Origin of the sequence: Pseudomonas sp. VI4.1 (assembly GCF_002029345.1) — a bacterium.
Lineage (GTDB): Bacteria > Pseudomonadota > Gammaproteobacteria > Pseudomonadales > Pseudomonadaceae > Aquipseudomonas.
The window spans coordinates 14,235-34,033 of the sequence record NZ_MULM01000135.1; the positions used below are offsets into that span (position 1 = coordinate 14,235).

Consider the following 19,799-nt stretch of genomic DNA (forward strand, 5'->3'; position numbering starts at 1 on the left):
ATGCAAAAAACGGCTCAGGCAAAAATCCCGAGTAAAATCGTCGCCAGAATCACCGTCGAGGCACCACCGATACGCGTGGAGATCTGCGCGAACGGCATCAGCGCCATGCGGTTGGACGCCGACAGGATCGCCACGTCCCCGGTGCCGCCCAGGCCGCTGTGGCAGCAGGTCACGATGGCCGATTCGATGGGGTACATTTTCATCAGGTTGCCGATGAAAAAGCCGGCAATCGTCATCGACACCACGACGGACACACAGACCAGCACATAACCGACCGAGAACACTTTGACCACGCTGTCGAGCGGGACGTAGAGCATGCCCAATCCGATCATGACCGGCCAGATGAAGGCCGCGGACACCAGTTTGTAGAAAGTGTTGGCGCCTTTCTCCAGCTTTTCCGGCAAGACTCGCATGTACTTGAACAGCACGGCCGCCAGAATCATCATCACCGGGCCTGGAATGCCCACGACTTTCTCCAGCAGACCGCCGAGGATGAAGAAGGCGCAGATGACCAGCACCCCGGCGCCCATGATCCGGAAGTCGACCATCGAGCCGGTGTCTTCCTTGACCTGGAATTTATCGTTCTCGGCCTTGACCCGAATCAGCGAACCTTCGCCATTGAGGTGTGGACGCTTGAGCGCCAGGCGGGCCAGGTAACCGGCGCAGATGATCGCGGCGATGTTGCCGACCACGGCGGCCGGTGCCAGTTGCGCGACGTAGATGTCCGGCGTCCCGCCGAGGATGGCCGAGTAGGCCAGCGACAGCGGCAGGATCCCTTCGCCAATGCCGCCGCCAATGATCGGCACTATGATGAAAAAGAAGCTGTGGTAGAAGCTGTAGCCCACCAGCTTGCCCACGAGCAGCCCGCTGCCCACGGCGGCCAGGGTGCCGACGAGCAGGGGGATGAACATCCGGATCATGCCCTGGACCAGAATGAAGCGGCTCATGCCCAGAATGCTGCCCACCACCAGGCTCGCAATCACGAAGTATAAAAAATTCGCCTCCTTCATCAGCATCTTGGTCGCGTCGATGGTGGCGGGGCCGAAGAAGCCGAAGAACACCAGCACCGAAGGCAGCATCAGGCACAGGATGGCGCCGCCGCCGATTTCCTTGAGGATGGGCAGGCGTTGCCCCATCTGGCCGAAAAACACGCCCATGGTCATGATCACGGCAAGGCCGCCGATCATGTTTTTCGGCAGGAAACCGAGGTGGGCCGAGAGAAAAACAATCAGGGCGATGCCAAGAAATATCGGTAGCGGGACCACGCCTATTTCATAGGCACACAGGTTGCGCAGGCGCTGACGAAACCCGCCATCACGGACTTCATCGAGGTTCAGGGGCTGCTCATAAGACTTGTTCATGGGGCTCATTCCTCATGCTTGTTTTTATCGAGGATTCAAGGAAACGCACGGCTGACCGGTGACGGATCACTCGTCGGTAGAACGATGGTATCCTTCGCGAATCATGAGATAAACCGCGTAAGTATGAGGCGTATGAACACGAATCGTGATCAATTTCCCCTGCCCGAAGACCTGAAGGTGTTCCTGACGGTGGTCCGCAAAAATGGCTTCGCCAGCGCCGCGGAGGAGCTGGGTTTCTCACCGGCCTACATCAGCAAACGCATCTCGGTGCTGGAAACCACGCTCGCGACGCGCTTGCTGCACCGCACCACCCGGCGCATCGCGTTGACCGACGATGGTGAACGGGTGCGGGTGTGGGCCGAGAAGCTGCTGGGCGATCTTGACGATTTCCTCGGGGAAATCGCCGAGGCGCGGCACCAGCCAAGCGGCTCGCTGCACATCTGCAGCAGCTTCGGTTTCGGACGCAATCATGTCGCGCCGGCCATCTGCAAGCTGTCGCAAACCTACCCGAAACTGGAAATGCGCCTGGACGTGTTTGATCGCGTGGTCGATATCGTCAGCGAAGGCTTCGATCTGGAAATCGCGTCGGCGATGACCTGCGGGCCAGCACCTGGGCCGCAAACTGGTGAGCAATCGGCGGGTGCTCTGTGCCGCGCCCGAATACCTGGCGCGGCGCGGCGTGCCGCAGTCGCTGGACGATTTGAAAGACCACGATTGCCTGGTGCTCAAGGAGCGCAATAACGCCTTCGGGGTCTGGGAGCTGACGAAAGACGGGCAGCCGGAATCGGTGCGCGTCAGCGGGCCCTTGTCCTCCAACAATGGCGAGATCGTGCTGGAGTGGGCGTTGAGTGGTGGCGGGGTGTTACTGCGTTCGATGTGGGACGTCAAACCGATGCTGGAGCAGGGGCGCCTGGTGCAAGTGCTGCACGAATACACCCAGAGCGCCAATGTCTGGGCGGTGTATCCGACGCGGCTCAGCCAGTCTGCCAAGTTGCGGGTGTGTGTTGAGTTTCTGGAGGAGTATTTTCGCGAGCTGTCCGTCGAGTGAAGCCCTGGCGATGCAGAACTTGCCTCGGGACTTGAGTACGCACCGATTACCTGCAGGAGCTGGCTTGCCTGCGATGAACCGGAGAGCGCCGCGGAGTGTCAGGTTTCCAGCGCTATCGTTGACGACCATCGCGAGCAAGCTTGCTCCTACAAGTTATCGTAACCAGGGATTTTCAGTCAGGTGCCGGGATTCGAAACCGCGGATCTGCTCGGCACGCTGCAGCGTGGTGCCGATGGCATCCAGACCGAGCAGCAGCGATTGCTTGCGCAGTTCATCGATCTCGAACGGGATCACCGTACCATCGGCCAGGCGGATGTTTTGCTCGGGCAGGTCGATGCTGATCGCCGCGGTCCGCGGATCGCTGATCACCTCCGCGATTTGTTGCAACCGAGTCTCGGACAGCTGAATCGCCAACACCCCGTTACGCTGGCAATTGTCATAGAAAATCCCGGCGAAGCGGGTGCCGATCAGTGCCCTGATCCCCACTTGCTTCAAGCCCCAGACCGCGTGCTCGCGACTCGAACCGCAGCCAAAGTTGGGCCCGACCACCAGGAACGCGGCGTCGCTCCAGGCCGGTTGATTGAGGATGAATTCAGGGTTGGGCGCGCCGGATTCAAGGAACCGCAGATCGAAGAACAGGCCCCGGTCCAGCCCCTTGCGGTCGATCCCCTTGAGAAACTGCTTGGGCATGATGACGTCGGTGTCGATGTTGGACGCCAGGAACGGTGCTGCACTGCCGGTGACCGTAGTGAAAGGTTGCATGCTTCAAGCCTCCAAGGCGAATGATCGAACGTCAGTCAGGTGACCGGTAATCGCCGCCGCGGCGACCATCGCCGGGCTCATCAGATGGGTGCGCGCACCGGCGCCTTGACGGCCTTCAAAGTTGCGATTGGTACTCGACGCACAGCGATCACCCGGGGCCAGCACGTCGTCATTCATCGCCAGGCACATCGAGCAGCCCGATTGCCGCCACTCGAAACCGGCATCGAGGAAAATCTGCGCCAGCCCCTCGTCTTCGGCCTGGTCACGCACCAGGGTCGACCCGGGCACGATCATCGCCCGCACATGGGCCGCCACGCGCTTGCCGCGCACCACCCGCGCCACGTCACGCAGGTCTTCGATCCGGGCATTGGTGCAAGAGCCGATGAACGCATGGCTGATCACCACGTCGCTGAGCGGCATGCCAGGCTCCAGGCCCATGTAGTGCAGGGCGCGCTGCATGCCCTGGCGCAGGATGAGGTCGGGTTCGGTGGCCGGGTCCGGCACATGCCCGCCGACCGGCGCCGCCTGATCGGGGCTGGTGCCCCAGGTCACCATCGGCTCCAGAGCCGCGATGTCGAGGCTCACTTCGCGATCGAAAAGGGCGCCTGCGTCACTGTGCAGCTCGCGCCATTTGCCGACGGCCTGATCCCAGATTTCACCTTGGGGCGCGCGGGGTTTCGATTGCAGGTAGGCAAAGACCTTCTCGTCCGGCGCCATGAACGCGCCCCGGGCGCCGGCCTCCACGGCCATGTTGCAAATGGTCATCCTGGCCTCGACGCTGAGGGCATCGATCGTCGGCCCGGCGAATTCAATCGCATAACCCGTGGCGCCCGACGCGCCGATCTTTTCGATCAGCGCCATGATGATGTCCTTGGAGGTCACACCGTTGCCGAGCACCCCGTTGACCGTGACGCGCAGGGTTTTCAGGCGCTTGTAGACCAGGGTCTGCGACGCCAGCAGGTGTTCGATTTCAGAGGTGCCGATACCGAAACCGAAGGCGCCCAGCGCTCCGTAAGTCGTGGTGTGACTGTCGCCCGCGGCAACCACCATGCCCGGCAGGATAAAGCCTTGCTCCGGGGCCACGACGTGTTCGATGCCCTGGCGCTTGTCGAGCACGTCGAACAGTTCGATGCCAAAGTCACGGCAGTTTTCTTCGAAGTACGAGACCTGCCGCGCACCCCCCGCGTCCGGCATCGTGGCGATGCGCGTCGGGGTGGTAGGGTTTACATGATCCACCACCGCGAGCGTGGCAGCGGGGCGCCAGACCTTGCGCCCGGCTTCACGCATGCCGCTGAATGCTTGCGGGCTGGTGTATTCGTTGGCGACCTGACGGTCGATGTACAGTAGCACATGGCCCTGGTCGTCGAGGGAACAGACGGTGTGGCTATCGATGTGCTTCTGATAAAGCGTTCTGGGGCTGTTCATGGGGGAGGGCTCATTATTCGTGTTGTGCGAGATCACGGGATGCGACTTAACGACAGCATATTCATCGCGGAATCTGCATCAAGAGTCGTTAAGTGAAGGCGTTGAGCACGAATTGTGAATAATGAGTAGCACCCAATCAGGAATGCGCGGTGTTCTTGAGCCAGGTTTCAAACCGCGTCGCCCCGAGGATTGGATGATCTCCCGGCGTCAGCGACTGATCGTTGACCGGCGCCCCGAAATACGGAACGGTATCGTCCGACACCGCCTGGCGCGGATCCTTGATGTGTTGCAGGTACTCGCTGACGAATTCCACCAGCGGTCGGCGTTCGGGACCGGCCACTTCCACGGTCTGGTTGCTCGGCATTTTCAACGCAATGTCGGTCAGTGCGGCCGCCACATCGATCGAGGCCACCGGTTGCAACGCGGCGCAGGTCAGGTGGATGGTGTCGCCGTCCTCGCGACCCGAGAAGGCAATGGCACTGATGAACTCGAAGAACTGTGTGGCCCGCAGGAGGGTGTAGGGAATGCCCGAGGCCTTGATCAGTTGTTCCTGGGCCATCTTCGCCCGGAAGTAGCCGCTGTCGAGCATCCGTTCGGTCCCGACCACGCCCAGCGCAACATGGTGTTTGACGCCGTTGACTTTCTCCGCCGCCAACAGGTTGTTCCCGGCCGTTTCAAAAAAGTGCAACGCCGCATGGTCTTCGAAAGAAGGCGAGTTGGCTACGTCGACCACCACGTCGGCATTGTTCAGCGCATCGAGCAGTCCTGCACCACTGATGACGTTGACGCCGGTACTGGGGGACGCCGCCAGGGTTTCGTGCCCCAGCGCCTGCAGGTTGTTGCACAGTTGGCTGCCGATCAGGCCAGTGCCGCCGATGACGACGATTTTCATGGTCGGTCTTCCGTGGTGGTGAGCTTTAATTAAACACCCGCTCGGCGCAGGCGTCGGGCGTGGCATCGAGTGGACCGACAGGTGGTCGGAAGTCAGGCCGGCAGGTGGCATAAACCGCGGTTCTTTGCTTTAGTCCACCTGTGGCTGGCCGGTGCGCCCAGCACCCCGACGCAGCAGGAAACCCTGACGGAAGAAGCCCATGACCCCTCGATTTTCACCTTCCGCCGCCTGGGTTGCCGCACTCGCATTCGCGGCCTTGCCCTGCGTCGAGGCGGCCGAATACACCCAGGTCAATGCGACTGCCAGCACCATTTCCTTCACCTATAACCAGTTCACCTCACGCGCCTACGGCACCTTTGGCAAGTTCGAAGCCACCCTCGATTTCGACACCGACAACCCCGCCGCCGCGCACGCTGCACTGCGCATCGACCTCGACAGCATCGACGCCGGCAGCAGCGATGCCAACGAAGAATTGCAGAAGCCCGCCTGGTTCGACACGGCGAGCTACCCAGTGGCGACGTTTGAATCGAGCGGCGTGAACGCCCTGAGCAACGATCGCTACCTGATCACCGGCAAACTCACGCTCAGGGGGATCACGCGCGTGGTGGAAGTGCCGGTGCAGCTCAAGACCGACAACGCCATTGGCATCTTCGATGGCCAACTGACGGTCAAACGCAGCGATTTCAACATCGGCGAAGGCGAATGGGCCGATGGCGTGGTGTCCAACGATATCAACATCAGGTTTCGCATGGTTGCGCCACAGCAGTAGGGTCAGTGCGCTCGTGGCGCCCATGTCGTGGGACAGTGGATGTCGATCAACTAGACAAAGACTTCCTGATGGTCTGATTTGCGTTTTCTGAGCGCAGCCAGCATATCCCTCTCGGTCATCCCGCTGGCCCAGGAAGGACGCAGTTGATAGTGGGGCTCATCCTTGAAGCTTTTCCAGTTTCCGCCCCACTCCAGGCCCAGGTCCATCGCCAATACCCCGACGGCTTTGTACTTGGGCGAGTTGCCGAGGTACTTGCCACTTTCAAAGATACCGATATCGAACGCGATGCCGAAGTTATGGTTGGACTGGCCACCTTTGGCATTGGTGACCGTCGGGCCATTATCAGGGCGACCTCTGGCGTAAAGCGCGTCCTGCTCTTCGTAAGTTCTTAGTCCGCTGATGATCTTGATGGTGATGCCGTTGAGTTTGGCTTTCTGTATGAGTGCTATGGCATAGGGGCGCACTTGCGGGAGCAAGGTGTCGATGTTCTTTTTACTTTTGGGGTCCAGGTCAGAGGTGGAATCGTCTGCCAGCGTTACGGCTTGATCGGGCACCAGGCGTTGGGCAATGGCGATCCAGGTTTGGGGCCCGGGTTTACCGTCGACGTCTACGCCGACAGCGGCTTGAACGGCACAGATCAGCTGTTGGATATCCATTGCTCTGTTCCTGCACGCGTGATGTTAATTGAATGTTACAGGGGTTGTTAATGTGGGTTTACAATGTTGCAATAGATTGTTGGGTGAGGGATTAGTTAAACGGTAGATGCTGTGGTGTGATTGATCAACTTGTCCTGGTTGATATAAGTTGTATCATCGTCATTACACATCTGTAACGCCGGCTTATCAGTTTTCAGTGAGTTAGTTATTTGTCCTTGATGTTTGTTGCTGACAGCAAGCGGCTCATCTAAGTTGTCTTGGGAGCCGTTTACAAGTGCACGGCATTGATAGACGGCACGTTCACTTTCTAGGCCCGGCAGCTGTCGGAAAGGAAGGTCGCGATGGCTAAACCCACTCGCAAGCCGCAACCCCTGATATTGATCCGCGGGTTCGGCGGGCTCAACGTCGAAGACGAGAAAAAGGCTACCTATCAAGGCTTCAACGACGGAACGGTCTACCCCCAGAAGCGCGGTGAAAACTATATCTATGAAGGGTTCATCCTCAGGTTCCTGAAGTCTTCCTGGCAATACCAGGATGCAACCAATGTGGTCGGCTATTACGGCGAAAATGTTGGCGATACCGCGCCGCCCATTCCTGTTGAACTGAAGGCATTGGATTCGGGCTTTTTCAGCCAAGGCAAGTTGATCATCGATCCGGCCATGGCGTTGCACCTGGTACGCACGGCGAATGACCCGAATCGGACACTGTGGGTATTTCGCTACTACGATCTCAATGACCGAAAAATGGTCGCCTACGGTGCTGCACTGCTGCGTCTGATCGACTTTATCCGGGCCCTGGCCAAGCTCAAGAACCCTGCGCAACCTGAGCCCATGGTCAATATCATCGCCCACTCCATGGGCGGTTTATTGGTGAGGCAGGCGATCCAACAGACGATTCCGGACGCTAAACGCAAGCCCGCCGATCTGATCAACAAAGTGGTGACCCTTGGTACTCCCCATCAAGGCATCGCCTTTCAAGTGTTGAAAAAATGGGTCGGGACCGAGGCGCAACAAGAGATCGAACATTTCAATCCGAACACTCAAAAAGACCCGAATATCCCCACGTCATTTACCCAATTTGGCAAGCATTTCCCGTTGGATCGCCTGCTGACAGTCGTAGGGACCAACTACAAATCCTACGACGTCGGCTCGGCCTCCCTGGGCAATCGGCTGTTTTCGGTGGCCGACGAATTCGGCATGAACTACAACCGCAGCGACGGCCTGGTCAAACAGAGCTTCGCACAGATCCCGGGGGCGCCACGAACCTTCGTGCATAAGTGCCATGGTGGTTTCGACTCGCTGGTGACGGCCAGGGAGTCATTCGAGATCGCCACGCGATTCTTCTTCGGCAACGTGAAGGTCCGTTTGCGGATGATCGAAGGTGAAGTGCTGCGCGGCATGGATATGTTCGGCAAGAGCGAGTTCTTTTTCGGCGTGTCGATCAAACCGCGCGGGGTCGATTTCGAACTGTTCCACCAGGGCGCCGATTCGGAAAACTGTTATGGCCCCTTCACCAAGACCAGCCTGACCGACCCGGCTGTGGAGTTCGGTTGGGCCGGCCCCGACCGGCTGATCTGGGAGGGGTATCTCAACACCACGCCGATACTGGAAGATGCCAGCATCAGCAAGAAAGACATGGTCATGCGCGTGGACTTTTATGTCGGCGAGCGCGATCTGTTTGGCGTGGGTTTTTCCGATAATGTGATTTTCAGAAAGCAGTACTACATTCGCGGATTGCTGCTGCCGCCTTACACCATGTTTATCCATGATGGCGAACAGTTTGCGGCGCCCGGTTATGTCGACGATCCCAAGACGCTGATGAAAAAAGTGGCCCAGGGGTGGGAATTCGATGTGACGGGGACGGGGTTCAAGGGGCGTTTCAGGATCGAGGTTGAGCAGGTGCCTGAGTGATAACCCGATTTCGCCAGGATAAAAAGATCGCAGGCTGCGCCAGCTCCTACGTCGACCGCGTACACCCTCGAGGGTGTTCGCACTCATGAAAAACCAAAGCGAATACCAGCCGAATTTAAGGTTGCAGGGTTCCCCTGCAACATAGAATCTCCCACATTTGATCGTTGGCGTACACGAATCAAATGTTCACCGAGAATCCACTGTGAGCGAGCTTGCTCGCGAAGGGGCCGGCACATCCAACACTCCAGTCACCTGACACTTACCAGTCTCAGTCCCGATATCGCAACGCCTCCCGCAACAAGGCAAACGCCGGCGACGCCTGACGCCGGCTCGGGTAACACGCCCATCATTTCTGCCGCCGTCTGGCCGACCCTAGCAGTTCTGCTAGTACCCAACACCAATCAACTGCGCCACAGTAAAACCCTGAATCGACGATCTTTCAGGGAACTCCACCATGTCTGCGAACCGTACAATCCTGCTCTGCCGCTATCATTACGATCCGCTGGATCGACTGGTTGCAAGCACACCCCTGACACAAGCCAATACTCAGCGCTTCTACAAGAAAGATCGCATGACCACCGAAGTACAGGGCGAGGTACGGCGCTCAATCATGCAGCACGACGATCAACTGCTGGCGCAGCATGAGCACCAGATCGGTACCGTGGAAACGCGCCTGCTCGCCACCGACCAACAACGCACGGTGTTGAATACGCTCGACACGGTTCAGCACAATCCTCTTGTCTATACAGCCTACGGACATCGCCCGCCCGAGAGCGGCTTACTCAGCTTGCTCGGCTTCAACGGCGAACGACCGGACTCGCTGACCGGGTATTATTTGTTGGGCAATGGCTATAGGGCGTTTAACCCGGTGTTGATGCGGTTCAACAGTCCGGACAGTTGGAGTCCTTTTGGAGCAGGCGGTGTGAACAGCTATGCCTATTGCTCCGGGGATCCTGTGAACAGAAATGACCCTTCTGGACATGTAGGGAAATTGCTTTGGGCAGCCATGCGCAACAACTTGAAATTCCTGGTCGGTCAGGGTGAGCAAAAAACTCGTCTTGTTCGTCAATCGACAAAGTTCCTTAAACAAAGCACAGCGAACAGTGCAGTAAAGCGTACAGCTGCGGATGCTTTTCAGAGCTTAATAAAAGAGGTGCCCATACAAAAAGTCGCTCCAACCCCACGGGCGCTTACCTTGGCCCCGCCACCCACACGCCCTCAAATCAACCAGACTTCCATTGTCAACCAACCGATGGCGCCAGTGAATGCTGCAGGCCAATTGCAAGCTAATCCCGGTAGCTCTATTCCCACGGCGGCCACGGCGCAAAACATGGACCTCGCATCTGGAGTGCAAATAGCTCAAACCATAGCCACCTTAGCGAGCAACGGCTTATCTCAAGCGCAAGTACTTGCGCTATTAAGGCGAAATGTGAGAGTGATTCCCCCGACGTCTAGCGCAATAAGAGCACCGAGAGCCCCCATGCGCGGACCTCAGCACCGTCAGCCTTTCTGATCGTTCTCACGCTCTTCGTCCCTAGTGTCCATTCATAACCGCAGCCTTGAACTGTGAAACATGACGGGACACTGGTGACGCAGAGCGTGGGAACGATCATTGCGATGCGCTGAGTACTTTAGCGAACAAGCCGCCTCGGCACGTTATGATAGGCAGCCCCGCGATCAACGCTTCACATCCGCCCCCCGGAGTCAGCCCCTGCAATGCCCCAGATCACCCATTACCAAGCCCCATGCCCAGAGCCGGTCAACAGCCAGATCCTGCAGATGGTCGTCGACTACCTGACCGACATCAGCATGGTCGCGATCCCGCCGAGCAACCTGTTGTACAACCTGTATCAGTACGCGATCGGCTATGAGGTTCATCTCTATCTGGAGGCCTTGAACGGGGCGAAAGGGATTGCCGTGGAGTTGCTGGTCGCGACGGACGATGACGACCCGGAAAAAGTTGTCGGCTTTTTGCTGTACCTGCCGGTCAAGGACGATCCCGAGGCGTGCGGCGTGGCGTACATGGCGGTGCAGGCCGGTTATCGGCGTCAAGGCATTGCCCGGCGGATGCTGCGGGAAATGGTCGGCCGTTATCCCCATGCCGAACTCACCTGCGCTGTGGCCAAGGTGCCTTATTTCGAGTCGATGGGCTTCCAGGTGGTGGGCGTGCGCGGGACTCAGGTGCTGATGAACACCCGCGACCATGGCAGTGAAGGCTTGATGGGGCTGTTGGATATGGCCTCGATCTACAGCTCGCTGGAGGTGCGGCAGATTCATACCTATCTGCTGCAAAAACACGGCAAGCGGGCGATGCTCGATGCGGAAAAGCAGCGGGATCGGCATCTGGACCAGATGACGCGCAAGGCGCATGAGTGTGTGCGCCAGCGGTTGGGGTAACTCGGTTGACTGTGGGAGCGAGCGGGCTCGCTCCCACAAAGAACGGGACTCAATCCCCCAGCCGGAACACCAACGCCTTCAACCCGCACTCGACATCCGCATCCGGAAACTCCGGCGGATTCTCCAGCCGTTGCTCGAACCGCAGGCTCGGCGCTTCACGCATGACGCCCTCGATCAGGAAATCCGCGCCGAACGCCGGGTCGTTCATGCAGGCCAGCACCGTACCCTGGGCACTGAGCAACTCCGGCAGGCGACGCAACACCCGCTGGTAGTCCTTGGTCAGCAAGAAACTGCCTTTCTGAAAGGACGGCGGGTCAATGATCACCAGGTCGTACGGGCCCTTGCCGATTACTTTGCCCCAGGACTTGAACAGGTCGTGGCCCAGAAACGTCACCTTGCCCAGGTCATGTCCGTTCAGTCGGTGATTGTCACGGCCTCGGCTCAGCGCCGGGCTGGACATGTCCAGGTTCACCACATGGGTCGCGCCGCCCTCGATGGCGGCCACCGAGAAACCGCAGGTGTAGGCGAACAGATTCAACACGCGCTTGCCCTGGGCATTGGCCCGTACCCAGTCGCGGCCATAGCGCATGTCGAGGAACAGGCCGGTGTTCTGTTTGCGCCCCAGGTCGACGCGATAACGCAGGCCGCCCTCGGTGATGGTCATGTCCTCGATCGCCGCCCCGAGCAGCCACTCGGTGGTGCTTTGCAGCAGGTAACGGTGTTGCAGCGCCAAGGTGTGCGCGCCGCAGGTCGCCCACTCAGGTGATTGAGTGAGTTCCAGCAGCCGCTGTTTCAACGCTTCCAGTTGCGCCGCTTCGGGTTCTTTGAACAGCGACACCAGCACCACACCCTGCAACCAGTCCACCGTCAATTGTTCCAGCCCCGGCCAGCAACGACCACGGCCGTGGAACAGCCGGCGGGTTTCTTCCGGGGCGGCTGCCAGGGCGTTGAGCAAATGATCGTGGAGGATGGAGAGCGCGTCAGAGTTCATCGGGCAGGATCGGCAACAGGTCGGGGCGGCATTTTAAACACAAATGCTCCCCAACGAATCAACAACGGACCTGCCCAGGGAGTTATCACGATTAATTTAACTTTCCGTGAGGATTTGGCGATTTGCCCGCCCTCATACTCGGCACCAACGATCAACCGCCGGGAACGCATCATGTCCTCGCTACCTGCTTCATCCCATCCTCGCTGGCTACGCCTGACCCATTGGCTCAATGCGCTGGCGGTGCTGGTCATGGTCACCAGCGGCTGGCGGATCTATAACGCGTCGCCGCTTTACGATTTCAGTTTTCCCGCTTCGATCACCCTGGGCGGCTGGCTCGGCGGCGCGTTGCAATGGCACTTTGCGGCGATGTGGTTTCTTGCCATCAACGGTCTTGTCTACCTGATCATCAACCTCTTCAGTGGTCGGCTGAAACGGCGCTTTTTCCCCGTCTCGGCCCACGGCGTCCTGCATGACCTGTGGGCCGCGTTGCGCGGGCGATTGGCGCATGCCGACCCGACTCATTACAACCAGGTGCAACGGGTGGCGTATCTGTTCGTGATGGTCGACATCGCGCTGCTGGTGATCTCCGGGCTGGTGCTGTGGAAGTCCGTGCAATTCCCGCTCCTGCGTGAGTTGCTGGGCGGATACGAAGGCGCGCGGCATGTGCATTTCATTGCGATGGCGTTGTTGGTGGCATTCGTCGCGGTGCATCTGTTGATGGTCGCGCTGGTACCCAAAACGTTGTGGGCCATGATTGTCGGTCGCAAGGAACCCGTATGAAAAAGCACATCGAAGGCTCGGCGCTGGACGAGTCGTCCATCCTGACCGACGCCCGGAAAATCATTGCACCGCAGATCGAGGATCGTTCCCGTCGCAACTTCCTGATGCGCGGCCTGACCCTCGGCGGCGTGGCCATGTTGTCCGGCTGCAACCTGACCGACAACGACAGTGTCGAGACGGCCTTGTCCGCCATGTCCCGGTTCAACGATCGGGTGCAGGGCTGGCTGTTCAACCCCAACGCGATGGCGCCCACCTATCCTGAGTCGATGATCACCCGGCCGTTTCCCTTCAATGCCTTCTACGGCATCGATGAGGCACCGACGGTGGAGGAAGAGGGTTATCGCCTGGAGGTGACCGGGCTGGTCGCCGACAAGCGCAGCTGGCGCCTTGATGAGCTGCGCGCCATGGCGCAGACCGAGCAGATCACCCGCCACATTTGCGTCGAAGGCTGGAGCGCGATCGGGCGCTGGGGCGGCGTGCGGTTCAGCGATTTCCTGAAACGGATCGGTGCCGACACCGATGCCAGATATGTCGGCTTCAAATGCGCGGACGACTATTACACCAGCATCGACATGGCCACCGCGCTGCATGCGCAAACCCTGATGGCGCTGACTTATGACGGCGCGGTGCTGCCTCGCGAGTACGGCTTCCCGATGAAGCTGCGCATGCCCACCAAGCTGGGCTACAAGAACCCCAAACACATCCAGGCGATATTCGTCAGCAACACCTACAGCGGCGGCTACTGGGAAGACCAGGGCTACAACTGGTTCGGTGGCAGCTGACGGCGCCCGGCAGTTTCAGTGCGCAGCACTCGCTGTGCTCATTCGCAACCTGTCATTCAAAGGAGTTTCATCATGAAAGTGTTAACCACCGCCGTACTGTCGATGTGCCTGGCCATGGGCGCTGCCAGCGTGTTTGCCGCCGATGCCATGAACAACGACAGCATGAGTAAGGATTCGATGTCCAAGGACGCCATGAAAAAGGATGCCATGAACAAAGACGCTATGAAAAAAGACGCCATGTCCAAGGACTCAATGAAAAAAGACGAGATGTCCAAGGATTCCATGGGCAAGGACGCCATGAAAAAAGACGCCATGTCCAAGGACGCCATGAAGAAGGACCAGATGGCACAGTAATTCGAACACTGTTATTCACGGGCTTCGCTTCCAGGACTCTCGATTTTTGTCGTTGCCTGTATCAAAAATGAATTTCCTCGGTGTCTGCGGCTCATACCTGTAGGCAGCGGATTTGAGACCGCGAAATCATTCAGGCAATCAGGGAGTGGCACAGTCATGAGTCCAGTATCGACAGCGGGCGAGTCGCTTCCTGGCGGGTTGATTCTTGTGGTCGAGGACGACCCGCTGATCCTGGAGTTTCTCTGCGAAATTCTTCAGGAGGAAGGGTTTGTGGTTGAGCCGCAAGCCAGTGCAGACGCCGCATCAGCCTATCTGGAAGGTCATTTCAATGAAGTACGGCTATTGCTGACGGACATCACCATGCCCGGCAAGCTCAATGGCGCGGACCTGGCCAACCAGTTCGGCGATCGCTGGCCGGACAAGCCGATCATGATCATGTCCGGCTTCGAAACCCCGGAAAGCTCCGGCGTCCGGCACCCGGTGTCGTTCATCAAGAAGCCCTGGGCGCTCGGGCAATTGATCGATTGTGTGCAAAGTGCCCTGGATTCACGCAGGACCCTGTAGGAGCTGGCTTGCCAGCGAAGGCGTCCGGACATTCAACATCGATGTCGGCTGATACACATCGCCTTCGCTGGCAAGCCAGCTCCTACAGGGGGTGGTGCAAGAAGGTGTACATTGCGTGAAATACCCGCCTGGCTCTTGCAAAAGGAAGCAGCCCTTTGCCTGTTCACAATTGCGTCTTCAACACCCCGTACCGCGCTTTTCTATTCGACATGGATGGCACCGTCCTCAACTCCATCGCCGCCGCCGAGCGGATCTGGGCCGCCTGGGCCTTGCGCCACGGGGTCGATGTCGAGTCTTTCCTGCCGACCATCCATGGCGCCCGCGCCATCGACACCATCAATCGTCTGGCGCTGCCCGGAGTGGATGCCGAGGCTGAAGCGGCATTTATCACCGAGGCCGAGATCGAGGATGTCGAGGGGATTGTCGAGGTGGCCAGTGCGGCGAACTTCCTCAAATCCTTGCCGGCCAGGCAATGGGCCATCGTCACCTCTGCACCCAAGGCGCTGGCGCGGCGACGGATGGCGGCGGCGGGAATACCGGAGCCTGAGGTGATGGTGACCGCTGAAGACGTCAGCGCTGGCAAACCTGATCCTGCCGGTTACCGACTGGCTGCTACGCGGCTGGGAGTCGAGGTGAGCGAGTGCCTGGTCTTCGAAGATGCGGCGGTGGGGATACTCGCGGCCGAGGCGGCGGGGGCGGACCTCGTGGTCATGACATCGACTCACATTCACCCGATCGAGACGGCGCATGCGACGCTGGTCAGTTATGACAGGGTGACCGCAGTAGTGGGTTCCGACGGCCAGCTGCGTCTTCACACCCTCTAACTGTGGGAGCGGGCTTGCTCGCGAAAGCGGTCTTTCAGACACATAAATGCTGAATGTACCGGCGCTTTCGCTGGCAAGCCAGCTCCTACAGGGGGTTGTGGTGTTTCAGTAGATTCTGGGAATCAACCGCCAGCTACGGGCGCAATAGGCTTCGTATTCATGGCCAAACTGTGCCCGCAACAGCGCTTCTTCAGCATGGATGCGCGCAATCAGCGGGATCATTGTCAGCGCGGCCAACAACAGGCCGACACCGGAGCGAAACGCCAGCGCCCAGCCCACGGCCGTGATCAACATCCCGAGGTAACTGGGGTTGCGCAAGTGGCGATAGATCCCGTCGGTGACCAGGCTATGCCCCGGTTGAATCGCCACCAGCCCACTGAAGCGTTTGCCCAGCACAAACACCGGCCACAGCCGCAGCGCACCGCCGATGATGACCAGCAGGGCGCCGAGCCAGCGAACCCCCTCGCCACCGAAGGTCCAGAATTCGATCCGGTCGGTGTAGGCCGGCAAAAAACCGCTCAATACGCCGATCACCCCGAAGGCCGGAAGCACCCAGCGATTGGCCCGGTCCTCACGTTCGCCGGAGCTCAGGTTGACCTCGGTAAACAGTGACGCGATCGCCATCACCAGGGTTGCCAATACCACGACCACCAGCGGCGAATGGGAAAAAAAACGCCGCAAATCCGCCCAGCCCCCATACCGCGAGCCCGAGGTAGGCGAGGGTGGCGGCAAGGGCAAAAAACGCCAGCCTGGCCGAGATTTTCATCCGCACCTCCACACATGAGCCTGACACCTCTCATTGTAGGAAATCCCAAGCAGATCCCAAGCAGATCCCAAGCAAATCCCGAGCAGCCCCCACGCAGCCCCTACGCCGCGTTGTCCGTCCGGGCATTGCGCCGGATCACCTGTGGCGGCTGGCCGAACGCCCGAAGGAACGCTTCGCGCATGCGCCGACGGTCGCTGAAGCCGGTCTCGACGGCGATCTGATCGAGGTTCAGTCGTCCGCGTTCGAGCAATTGGCGAGCGGCTTCCAGGCGCAGGTTCTCGATGGCCTTGGCTGGCGACTGGCCGGTCTCGGCACGAAAGGCCCGGCTGAATTGCCGAGGGCTGAGGCGCGCCACATCCGCCAGGTGTTCCACCGACAAGGCCTCGGCGAGGTGTTCCCGGGCATAACCAAGCACGGTCTGGATACGGTCGGATTTCGGTTCCAGTTCCAGCAGCGCCGAGTGCTGCGACTGACCGCCTGCACGGCGGTGGTACATCACCAGCTTCTGCGCCACGGCACGGGCCAGGTCGGCGCCATGATCCTTTTCCACCATGGCCAGCGCGAGGTCGATGCCGGCGGTCATTCCGGCAGAGGTCCAGATCGAACCGTCGATGACATAGATGCGGTCTTCTTCGACCTTGATCGACGGGAACCGTGCCTGCAGTTCCCGAGCGTACGCCCAGTGCGTGGTGGCCCGTCGACCATCCAGCAAACCGGCCTGGGCCAGGACAAAGGCGCCGGAGCAGATCGATGCCGTGCGGCGTGCGGTCTTGACGCTGGCGCGCAGGTAATCGAGCACACCTTCGGGCGCCTGCTGGAGGATGGCATCGCCGCCGACCACGATCACCGTATCGAACACCCGCTCGTCGAACGCCTCGGTGCCGACGCTCAGGCCACCGGAGGCGCGCAACGCGCGGCCGTGCTCCGACAACACACTGACGTCATAAAGTGCTTCGCCGGCGCTGAAGTTGGCGTATTCGAACACCGGCATGGCCGCCAGCGCCATGGACTGGAAACCTTCAAAAACGACAAACGCCACGCAAGTCATCGCCAGTTCCTCAAAGTGTCATGTCCTGAAAACGTACTTTAAACGTCATTTGCGACGCGCGTCAGCCAATTTATAACGGATCACACCCGGCGAATCTATCGTCTCACTGTGAAGGAAAATCGACATGGCCCTCTCCTCCAAAGGCACCGCACTGATCACTGGCGCATCTTCGGGCATCGGTGCAGTTTACGCCGAGCGTCTCGCCCGGCAGGGTTACGACCTGATTCTGGTCGCCCGCAGCCGGGGCAAATTGAACGTCCTGGCCAATCGGCTGAGCGACCAGACCGGCCGCGCGGTGGAAGTGGTCGCCGCCGACCTGAAAGACAAAACCGACCTGTTGCGGGTCGAAAATATGCTGCGCCACGACGCGAGCATCACGCTGCTGGTCAACAATGCCGGGGTCGGCGCCGTCATGCCATTGCTGGGCAGCCCGGTGGACGACATGGAAGAGATGATCAGCCTCAACGTCACGGCGCTGATGCGCCTGGCTTACGCGGTGGTACCCGGCTTCGTCGCCCGCGGCAGCGGAACCGTGATCAACATCGCCTCGATCGTCGCCATCGCTCCGGAAATTCTCAACGGCGTGTACGGCGGGACCAAGGCCTTCGTCCTGGGTTTGAGCCAGTCGATGCATCACGAGCTGGCCGACAAAGGCGTGCGCATCCAGGCCGTGTTGCCCGGCGCCACGGCCACGGACTTCTGGAGCGAGGCCGGTAATCCGGTGGAAAACTTGCCGCAGGAGATCGTGATGTCCGCCGAGGACATGGTCGACGCCGCGCTCGCGGGCCTGGCCCAAGGCGAGGTGGTGAGCATTCCGGGCCTGCACGACGGCGAGCAGTGGGACCGCTATGAAAGCCAGCGCAAAACGCTGTCCGGGTTGTTCGGCAACTCCACGGCGGCGCCGCGTTATCGCTGAAGCGGCAAGTCCGGGGGCCGGGGTGAACTAAGCTAGGGTAATGAGCGTGCACCCTTGGCTCGTTGAAACGATCGAGGAGCCGGTGGCGTGCCAAAGGGAGCCACCATGCTTCACATCAGAACACCCTTGATTCTGCACCCGGGCCTGTCGACCCCGACCCGGCGCATCTGGCTCAAACTGGAAAACCTGCAACCCAGCGGATCGTTCAAGCTGCGCGGCATGGGGCTGTTGTGTACCCAGGCAAAAGCTGCGGGCAAGCGCAAAGTGGTGTGCCCCTCCGCTGGCAACGCCGGTTTCGCCACGGCCGTGGCCGCCGCCAGCCTGGGCCTGAAAGCCTGCATCGTAGTGCCGCATACCACCCCGGAAACCACCCGCGCCAGAATCCGCAAGACCGGTGCCGAGGTGATCGTGCATGGCAAGGTCTGGGACGATGCCAATCAAAAGGCCATGGCGCTGGCGCAGGGCGCGCACACCGAATACGTGCCGGCCTTTGATCATCCGGTGTTGTGGGAGGGGCACAGCAGCATCATCGATGAAATCCTCGAGGACTGTCCGCAAGTCGATACGGTGGTGACGTCGGTCGGCGGCGGTGGCTTGCTGGCGGGGATTCTCACCGGCTTGATCCGCCATGGCCGCATGGACTGCCGGATAGTCGCCTGCGAAACCCAAGGCGCCGCTTCTTTCTCGGCGGCGCTGGCTGCCGGGCACCCCGTCAGATTGCCGCGAATCGATACCGTCGCCACCTCGCTCGGCGCGGCTCAGGTCGCCGCCTGGCCGGTGCAGCACATCCACGATTTTTCTCACCAATGCGTGGTACTCGGCGATCACGACGCGATCATGGGCGTGGTGCGTTATGCCAACGACCTGCGACAGTTGGTCGAGCCGGCGTGCGGGGTTTCGTTGGCGATCGGCTACCTGGACCATGCGGCGATTGCCGATGCCCGGGATGTGGTGATCGTGGTGTGTGGCGGGGTGAATATCAGTGTGCAGATGGTTGCCGGGTGGGCGCGCCTGTCCACTGCAAGCGCAAAGTAGCGTGAAGTCTGAAGCGAAGGCAGGGCCGGAAATGCCATTGAGGTTTCACCAGCCCCACCGCGACGTTTTCAGCTGTTATTGACCGGCAGGTGTGCCTTCCTGCACCAGGATGGCTCTGGCCAGGTCTTCATCGCTGGCCTTCAGGCCAGGATTGTTTTGACGAACCTGCTGCAACACCGACTCCAGGTACACCCCACGAATGGTGCCGCCACTGGCCACGAAGCTGGAGGCGTCATCCCGGGCGGGAATCATCATTTTGTCATCCTTGAAGGTCGAATACAGGGACGCGGAAAGGCCCGCCGAAGTGGCGACATCGCCTGCATCCACATCGGCCAGGGCCGAACCGACGGGCAAACAAAGCACTAGCGAAGAGATGAGAAACAGACGGCGCATGACGGAGTCCTCCGAAAGCATGAAGCGTAAAGGAAGTACTGCATACCTTAAGATGCCTGATGCCACCCAGTAGTTCCTTGCCGCCCAAACTATCACTTCGACCATAAACGCGGACCGGTCAGTTTT

At 59.8% G+C, this 19,799-nt stretch carries 19 protein-coding genes and 2 pseudogenes; 12 read left to right on the forward strand and 9 right to left on the reverse strand.

Annotated elements, in window-relative coordinates; genetic code table 11:
- Positions 1–14 precede the first annotated feature (14 nt).
- Entirely contained in the window at positions 15–1,361 is a 1,347-nt protein-coding gene (locus BZ163_RS10730; protein ID WP_128870889.1) for a 2-hydroxycarboxylate transporter family protein, read from the reverse strand.
- Between the two features lie 132 nt (positions 1,362–1,493).
- Here BZ163_RS10730 and BZ163_RS10735 point away from each other — a divergent pair.
- Positions 1,494–2,409: pseudogene (locus BZ163_RS10735) on the forward strand (LysR substrate-binding domain-containing protein).
- Between the two features lie 153 nt (positions 2,410–2,562).
- Here the strand turns inward: BZ163_RS10735 and leuD are convergent.
- The 3 genes from leuD to BZ163_RS10755 form a co-directional block, all read right to left on the reverse strand.
- The gene (gene leuD, locus BZ163_RS10745) at positions 2,563–3,171 is read right to left on the reverse strand and encodes a 3-isopropylmalate dehydratase small subunit (RefSeq protein ID WP_128870890.1); all 609 of its coding nucleotides are present in this window, start codon (positions 3,169–3,171) and stop codon (positions 2,563–2,565) included.
- 3 nt (positions 3,172–3,174) lie between these two features.
- Positions 3,175–4,596: a 3-isopropylmalate dehydratase large subunit gene (leuC, locus tag BZ163_RS10750; protein WP_128870891.1), complete on the reverse strand. Its 1,422-nt coding sequence runs from the start codon at positions 4,594–4,596 to the stop codon at positions 3,175–3,177.
- Positions 4,597–4,732: 136 nt separating this feature from the next.
- Positions 4,733–5,488: an SDR family oxidoreductase gene (locus BZ163_RS10755; protein WP_128870892.1), complete on the reverse strand. Its 756-nt coding sequence runs from the start codon at positions 5,486–5,488 to the stop codon at positions 4,733–4,735.
- Between the two features lie 199 nt (positions 5,489–5,687).
- On the opposite strand from BZ163_RS10755, the gene BZ163_RS10760 reads away from it, so the two are divergent.
- On the forward strand, positions 5,688–6,257 hold the full coding sequence (locus tag BZ163_RS10760; protein ID WP_128870893.1) for a YceI family protein: 570 nt from the start codon (positions 5,688–5,690) through the stop codon (positions 6,255–6,257).
- Between the two features lie 50 nt (positions 6,258–6,307).
- On the opposite strand, the gene BZ163_RS10765 is transcribed toward BZ163_RS10760, so the two are convergent.
- Entirely contained in the window at positions 6,308–6,913 is a 606-nt protein-coding gene (locus BZ163_RS10765) for a M15 family metallopeptidase (RefSeq protein WP_128870894.1), read from the reverse strand.
- 341 nt (positions 6,914–7,254) lie between these two features.
- On the opposite strand from BZ163_RS10765, the gene BZ163_RS10770 reads away from it, so the two are divergent.
- The 3 genes from BZ163_RS10770 (at position 7,255) to BZ163_RS10780 (ending at position 11,220) form a co-directional block, all read left to right on the forward strand.
- Positions 7,255–8,823, forward strand: a complete 1,569-nt coding sequence (locus BZ163_RS10770) for a triacylglycerol lipase (protein WP_128870895.1) — start codon at positions 7,255–7,257, stop codon at positions 8,821–8,823.
- 454 nt (positions 8,824–9,277) lie between these two features.
- A complete protein-coding gene (locus BZ163_RS10775; protein WP_128870896.1) occupies positions 9,278–10,336 on the forward strand; it encodes an RHS repeat-associated core domain-containing protein in 1,059 nt (352 codons plus the stop codon).
- A gap of 203 nt (positions 10,337–10,539) precedes the next feature.
- Positions 10,540–11,220 (forward strand): GNAT family N-acetyltransferase, encoded by a 681-nt coding sequence (locus BZ163_RS10780; protein ID WP_128870897.1) that lies wholly within the window; start codon positions 10,540–10,542, stop codon positions 11,218–11,220.
- A gap of 49 nt (positions 11,221–11,269) precedes the next feature.
- Here BZ163_RS10780 and BZ163_RS10785 read toward each other — a convergent pair whose 3' ends face one another.
- The gene (locus BZ163_RS10785; protein WP_128870898.1) at positions 11,270–12,211 is read right to left on the reverse strand and encodes a class I SAM-dependent methyltransferase; all 942 of its coding nucleotides are present in this window, start codon (positions 12,209–12,211) and stop codon (positions 11,270–11,272) included.
- A 171-nt stretch (positions 12,212–12,382) separates the two neighbouring features.
- On the opposite strand from BZ163_RS10785, the gene BZ163_RS10790 reads away from it, so the two are divergent.
- The 5 genes from BZ163_RS10790 to BZ163_RS10810 all read left to right on the forward strand — a co-directional run bounded on the left by BZ163_RS10790 (position 12,383) and on the right by BZ163_RS10810 (position 15,515).
- Positions 12,383–12,991: a cytochrome b/b6 domain-containing protein gene (locus tag BZ163_RS10790; protein ID WP_128870899.1), complete on the forward strand. Its 609-nt coding sequence runs from the start codon at positions 12,383–12,385 to the stop codon at positions 12,989–12,991.
- The gene (locus BZ163_RS10795; protein ID WP_128870900.1) at positions 12,988–13,773 is read left to right on the forward strand and encodes a molybdopterin-dependent oxidoreductase; all 786 of its coding nucleotides are present in this window, start codon (positions 12,988–12,990) and stop codon (positions 13,771–13,773) included. The genes BZ163_RS10790 and BZ163_RS10795 overlap by 4 nt, the downstream gene beginning before the upstream one ends.
- Positions 13,774–13,845: 72 nt before the next feature.
- On the forward strand, positions 13,846–14,127 hold the full coding sequence (locus BZ163_RS10800) for a pentapeptide MXKDX repeat protein (RefSeq protein ID WP_128870901.1): 282 nt from the start codon (positions 13,846–13,848) through the stop codon (positions 14,125–14,127).
- Between the two features lie 156 nt (positions 14,128–14,283).
- On the forward strand, positions 14,284–14,691 hold the full coding sequence (locus BZ163_RS10805) for a response regulator (RefSeq protein ID WP_128870902.1): 408 nt from the start codon (positions 14,284–14,286) through the stop codon (positions 14,689–14,691).
- Positions 14,692–14,846: 155 nt separating this feature from the next.
- Positions 14,847–15,515, forward strand: a complete 669-nt coding sequence (locus tag BZ163_RS10810) for an HAD-IA family hydrolase (RefSeq protein ID WP_128870903.1) — start codon at positions 14,847–14,849, stop codon at positions 15,513–15,515.
- 105 nt (positions 15,516–15,620) lie between these two features.
- Here BZ163_RS10810 and BZ163_RS10815 read toward each other — a convergent pair.
- Both BZ163_RS10815 and BZ163_RS10820 read right to left on the reverse strand, forming a co-directional pair.
- Positions 15,621–16,281 (reverse strand): annotated as a pseudogene (locus tag BZ163_RS10815) (isoprenylcysteine carboxylmethyltransferase family protein).
- A 100-nt stretch (positions 16,282–16,381) separates the two neighbouring features.
- Positions 16,382–17,329 carry a GlxA family transcriptional regulator gene (locus BZ163_RS10820; RefSeq protein WP_128870904.1) on the reverse strand — a complete coding sequence of 316 codons (948 nt, stop codon included), beginning with the start codon at positions 17,327–17,329 and terminating at the stop codon, positions 16,382–16,384.
- A gap of 124 nt (positions 17,330–17,453) precedes the next feature.
- Here BZ163_RS10820 and BZ163_RS10825 point away from each other — a divergent pair, with 124 nt between their 5' ends.
- Both BZ163_RS10825 and BZ163_RS10830 read left to right on the forward strand, forming a co-directional pair.
- Positions 17,454–18,245, forward strand: a complete 792-nt coding sequence (locus BZ163_RS10825) for an SDR family oxidoreductase (RefSeq protein WP_128870905.1) — start codon at positions 17,454–17,456, stop codon at positions 18,243–18,245.
- 105 nt (positions 18,246–18,350) lie between these two features.
- On the forward strand, positions 18,351–19,280 hold the full coding sequence (locus BZ163_RS10830; RefSeq protein WP_128870906.1) for a pyridoxal-phosphate dependent enzyme: 930 nt from the start codon (positions 18,351–18,353) through the stop codon (positions 19,278–19,280).
- A 75-nt stretch (positions 19,281–19,355) separates the two neighbouring features.
- Here the strand turns inward: BZ163_RS10830 and BZ163_RS10835 are convergent, their stop codons facing one another.
- Complete coding sequence (locus tag BZ163_RS10835) at positions 19,356–19,673, reverse strand: DUF2388 domain-containing protein (RefSeq protein WP_128870907.1); 318 nt, start codon at positions 19,671–19,673, stop codon at positions 19,356–19,358.
- Positions 19,674–19,799: the final 126 nt, after the last annotated feature.

Coding starts and splice junctions, on each gene's coding strand:
- BZ163_RS10795 (WP_128870900.1), top strand. CDS start 12,988: ATGAAAAAGCACATCGAAGGCTCGGCGCTGGACGAGTCGTCCATCCTG.
- BZ163_RS10825 (WP_128870905.1), top strand. CDS start 17,454: ATGGCCCTCTCCTCCAAAGGCACCGCACTGATCACTGGCGCATCTTCG.
- BZ163_RS10760 (WP_128870893.1), top strand. CDS start 5,688: ATGACCCCTCGATTTTCACCTTCCGCCGCCTGGGTTGCCGCACTCGCA.
- BZ163_RS10780 (WP_128870897.1), top strand. CDS start 10,540: ATGCCCCAGATCACCCATTACCAAGCCCCATGCCCAGAGCCGGTCAAC.
- BZ163_RS10785 (WP_128870898.1), bottom strand. CDS start 12,211: ATGAACTCTGACGCGCTCTCCATCCTCCACGATCATTTGCTCAACGCC.
- BZ163_RS10730 (WP_128870889.1), bottom strand. CDS start 1,361: ATGAACAAGTCTTATGAGCAGCCCCTGAACCTCGATGAAGTCCGTGAT.
- BZ163_RS10770 (WP_128870895.1), top strand. CDS start 7,255: ATGGCTAAACCCACTCGCAAGCCGCAACCCCTGATATTGATCCGCGGG.
- BZ163_RS10805 (WP_128870902.1), top strand. CDS start 14,284: ATGAGTCCAGTATCGACAGCGGGCGAGTCGCTTCCTGGCGGGTTGATT.
- leuC (WP_128870891.1), bottom strand. CDS start 4,596: ATGAACAGCCCCAGAACGCTTTATCAGAAGCACATCGATAGCCACACC.
- BZ163_RS10800 (WP_128870901.1), top strand. CDS start 13,846: ATGAAAGTGTTAACCACCGCCGTACTGTCGATGTGCCTGGCCATGGGC.
- BZ163_RS10820 (WP_128870904.1), bottom strand. CDS start 17,329: ATGACTTGCGTGGCGTTTGTCGTTTTTGAAGGTTTCCAGTCCATGGCG.
- BZ163_RS10790 (WP_128870899.1), top strand. CDS start 12,383: ATGTCCTCGCTACCTGCTTCATCCCATCCTCGCTGGCTACGCCTGACC.
- leuD (WP_128870890.1), bottom strand. CDS start 3,171: ATGCAACCTTTCACTACGGTCACCGGCAGTGCAGCACCGTTCCTGGCG.
- BZ163_RS10765 (WP_128870894.1), bottom strand. CDS start 6,913: ATGGATATCCAACAGCTGATCTGTGCCGTTCAAGCCGCTGTCGGCGTA.
- BZ163_RS10755 (WP_128870892.1), bottom strand. CDS start 5,488: ATGAAAATCGTCGTCATCGGCGGCACTGGCCTGATCGGCAGCCAACTG.
- BZ163_RS10775 (WP_128870896.1), top strand. CDS start 9,278: ATGTCTGCGAACCGTACAATCCTGCTCTGCCGCTATCATTACGATCCG.
- BZ163_RS10830 (WP_128870906.1), top strand. CDS start 18,351: ATGCTTCACATCAGAACACCCTTGATTCTGCACCCGGGCCTGTCGACC.
- BZ163_RS10835 (WP_128870907.1), bottom strand. CDS start 19,673: ATGCGCCGTCTGTTTCTCATCTCTTCGCTAGTGCTTTGTTTGCCCGTC.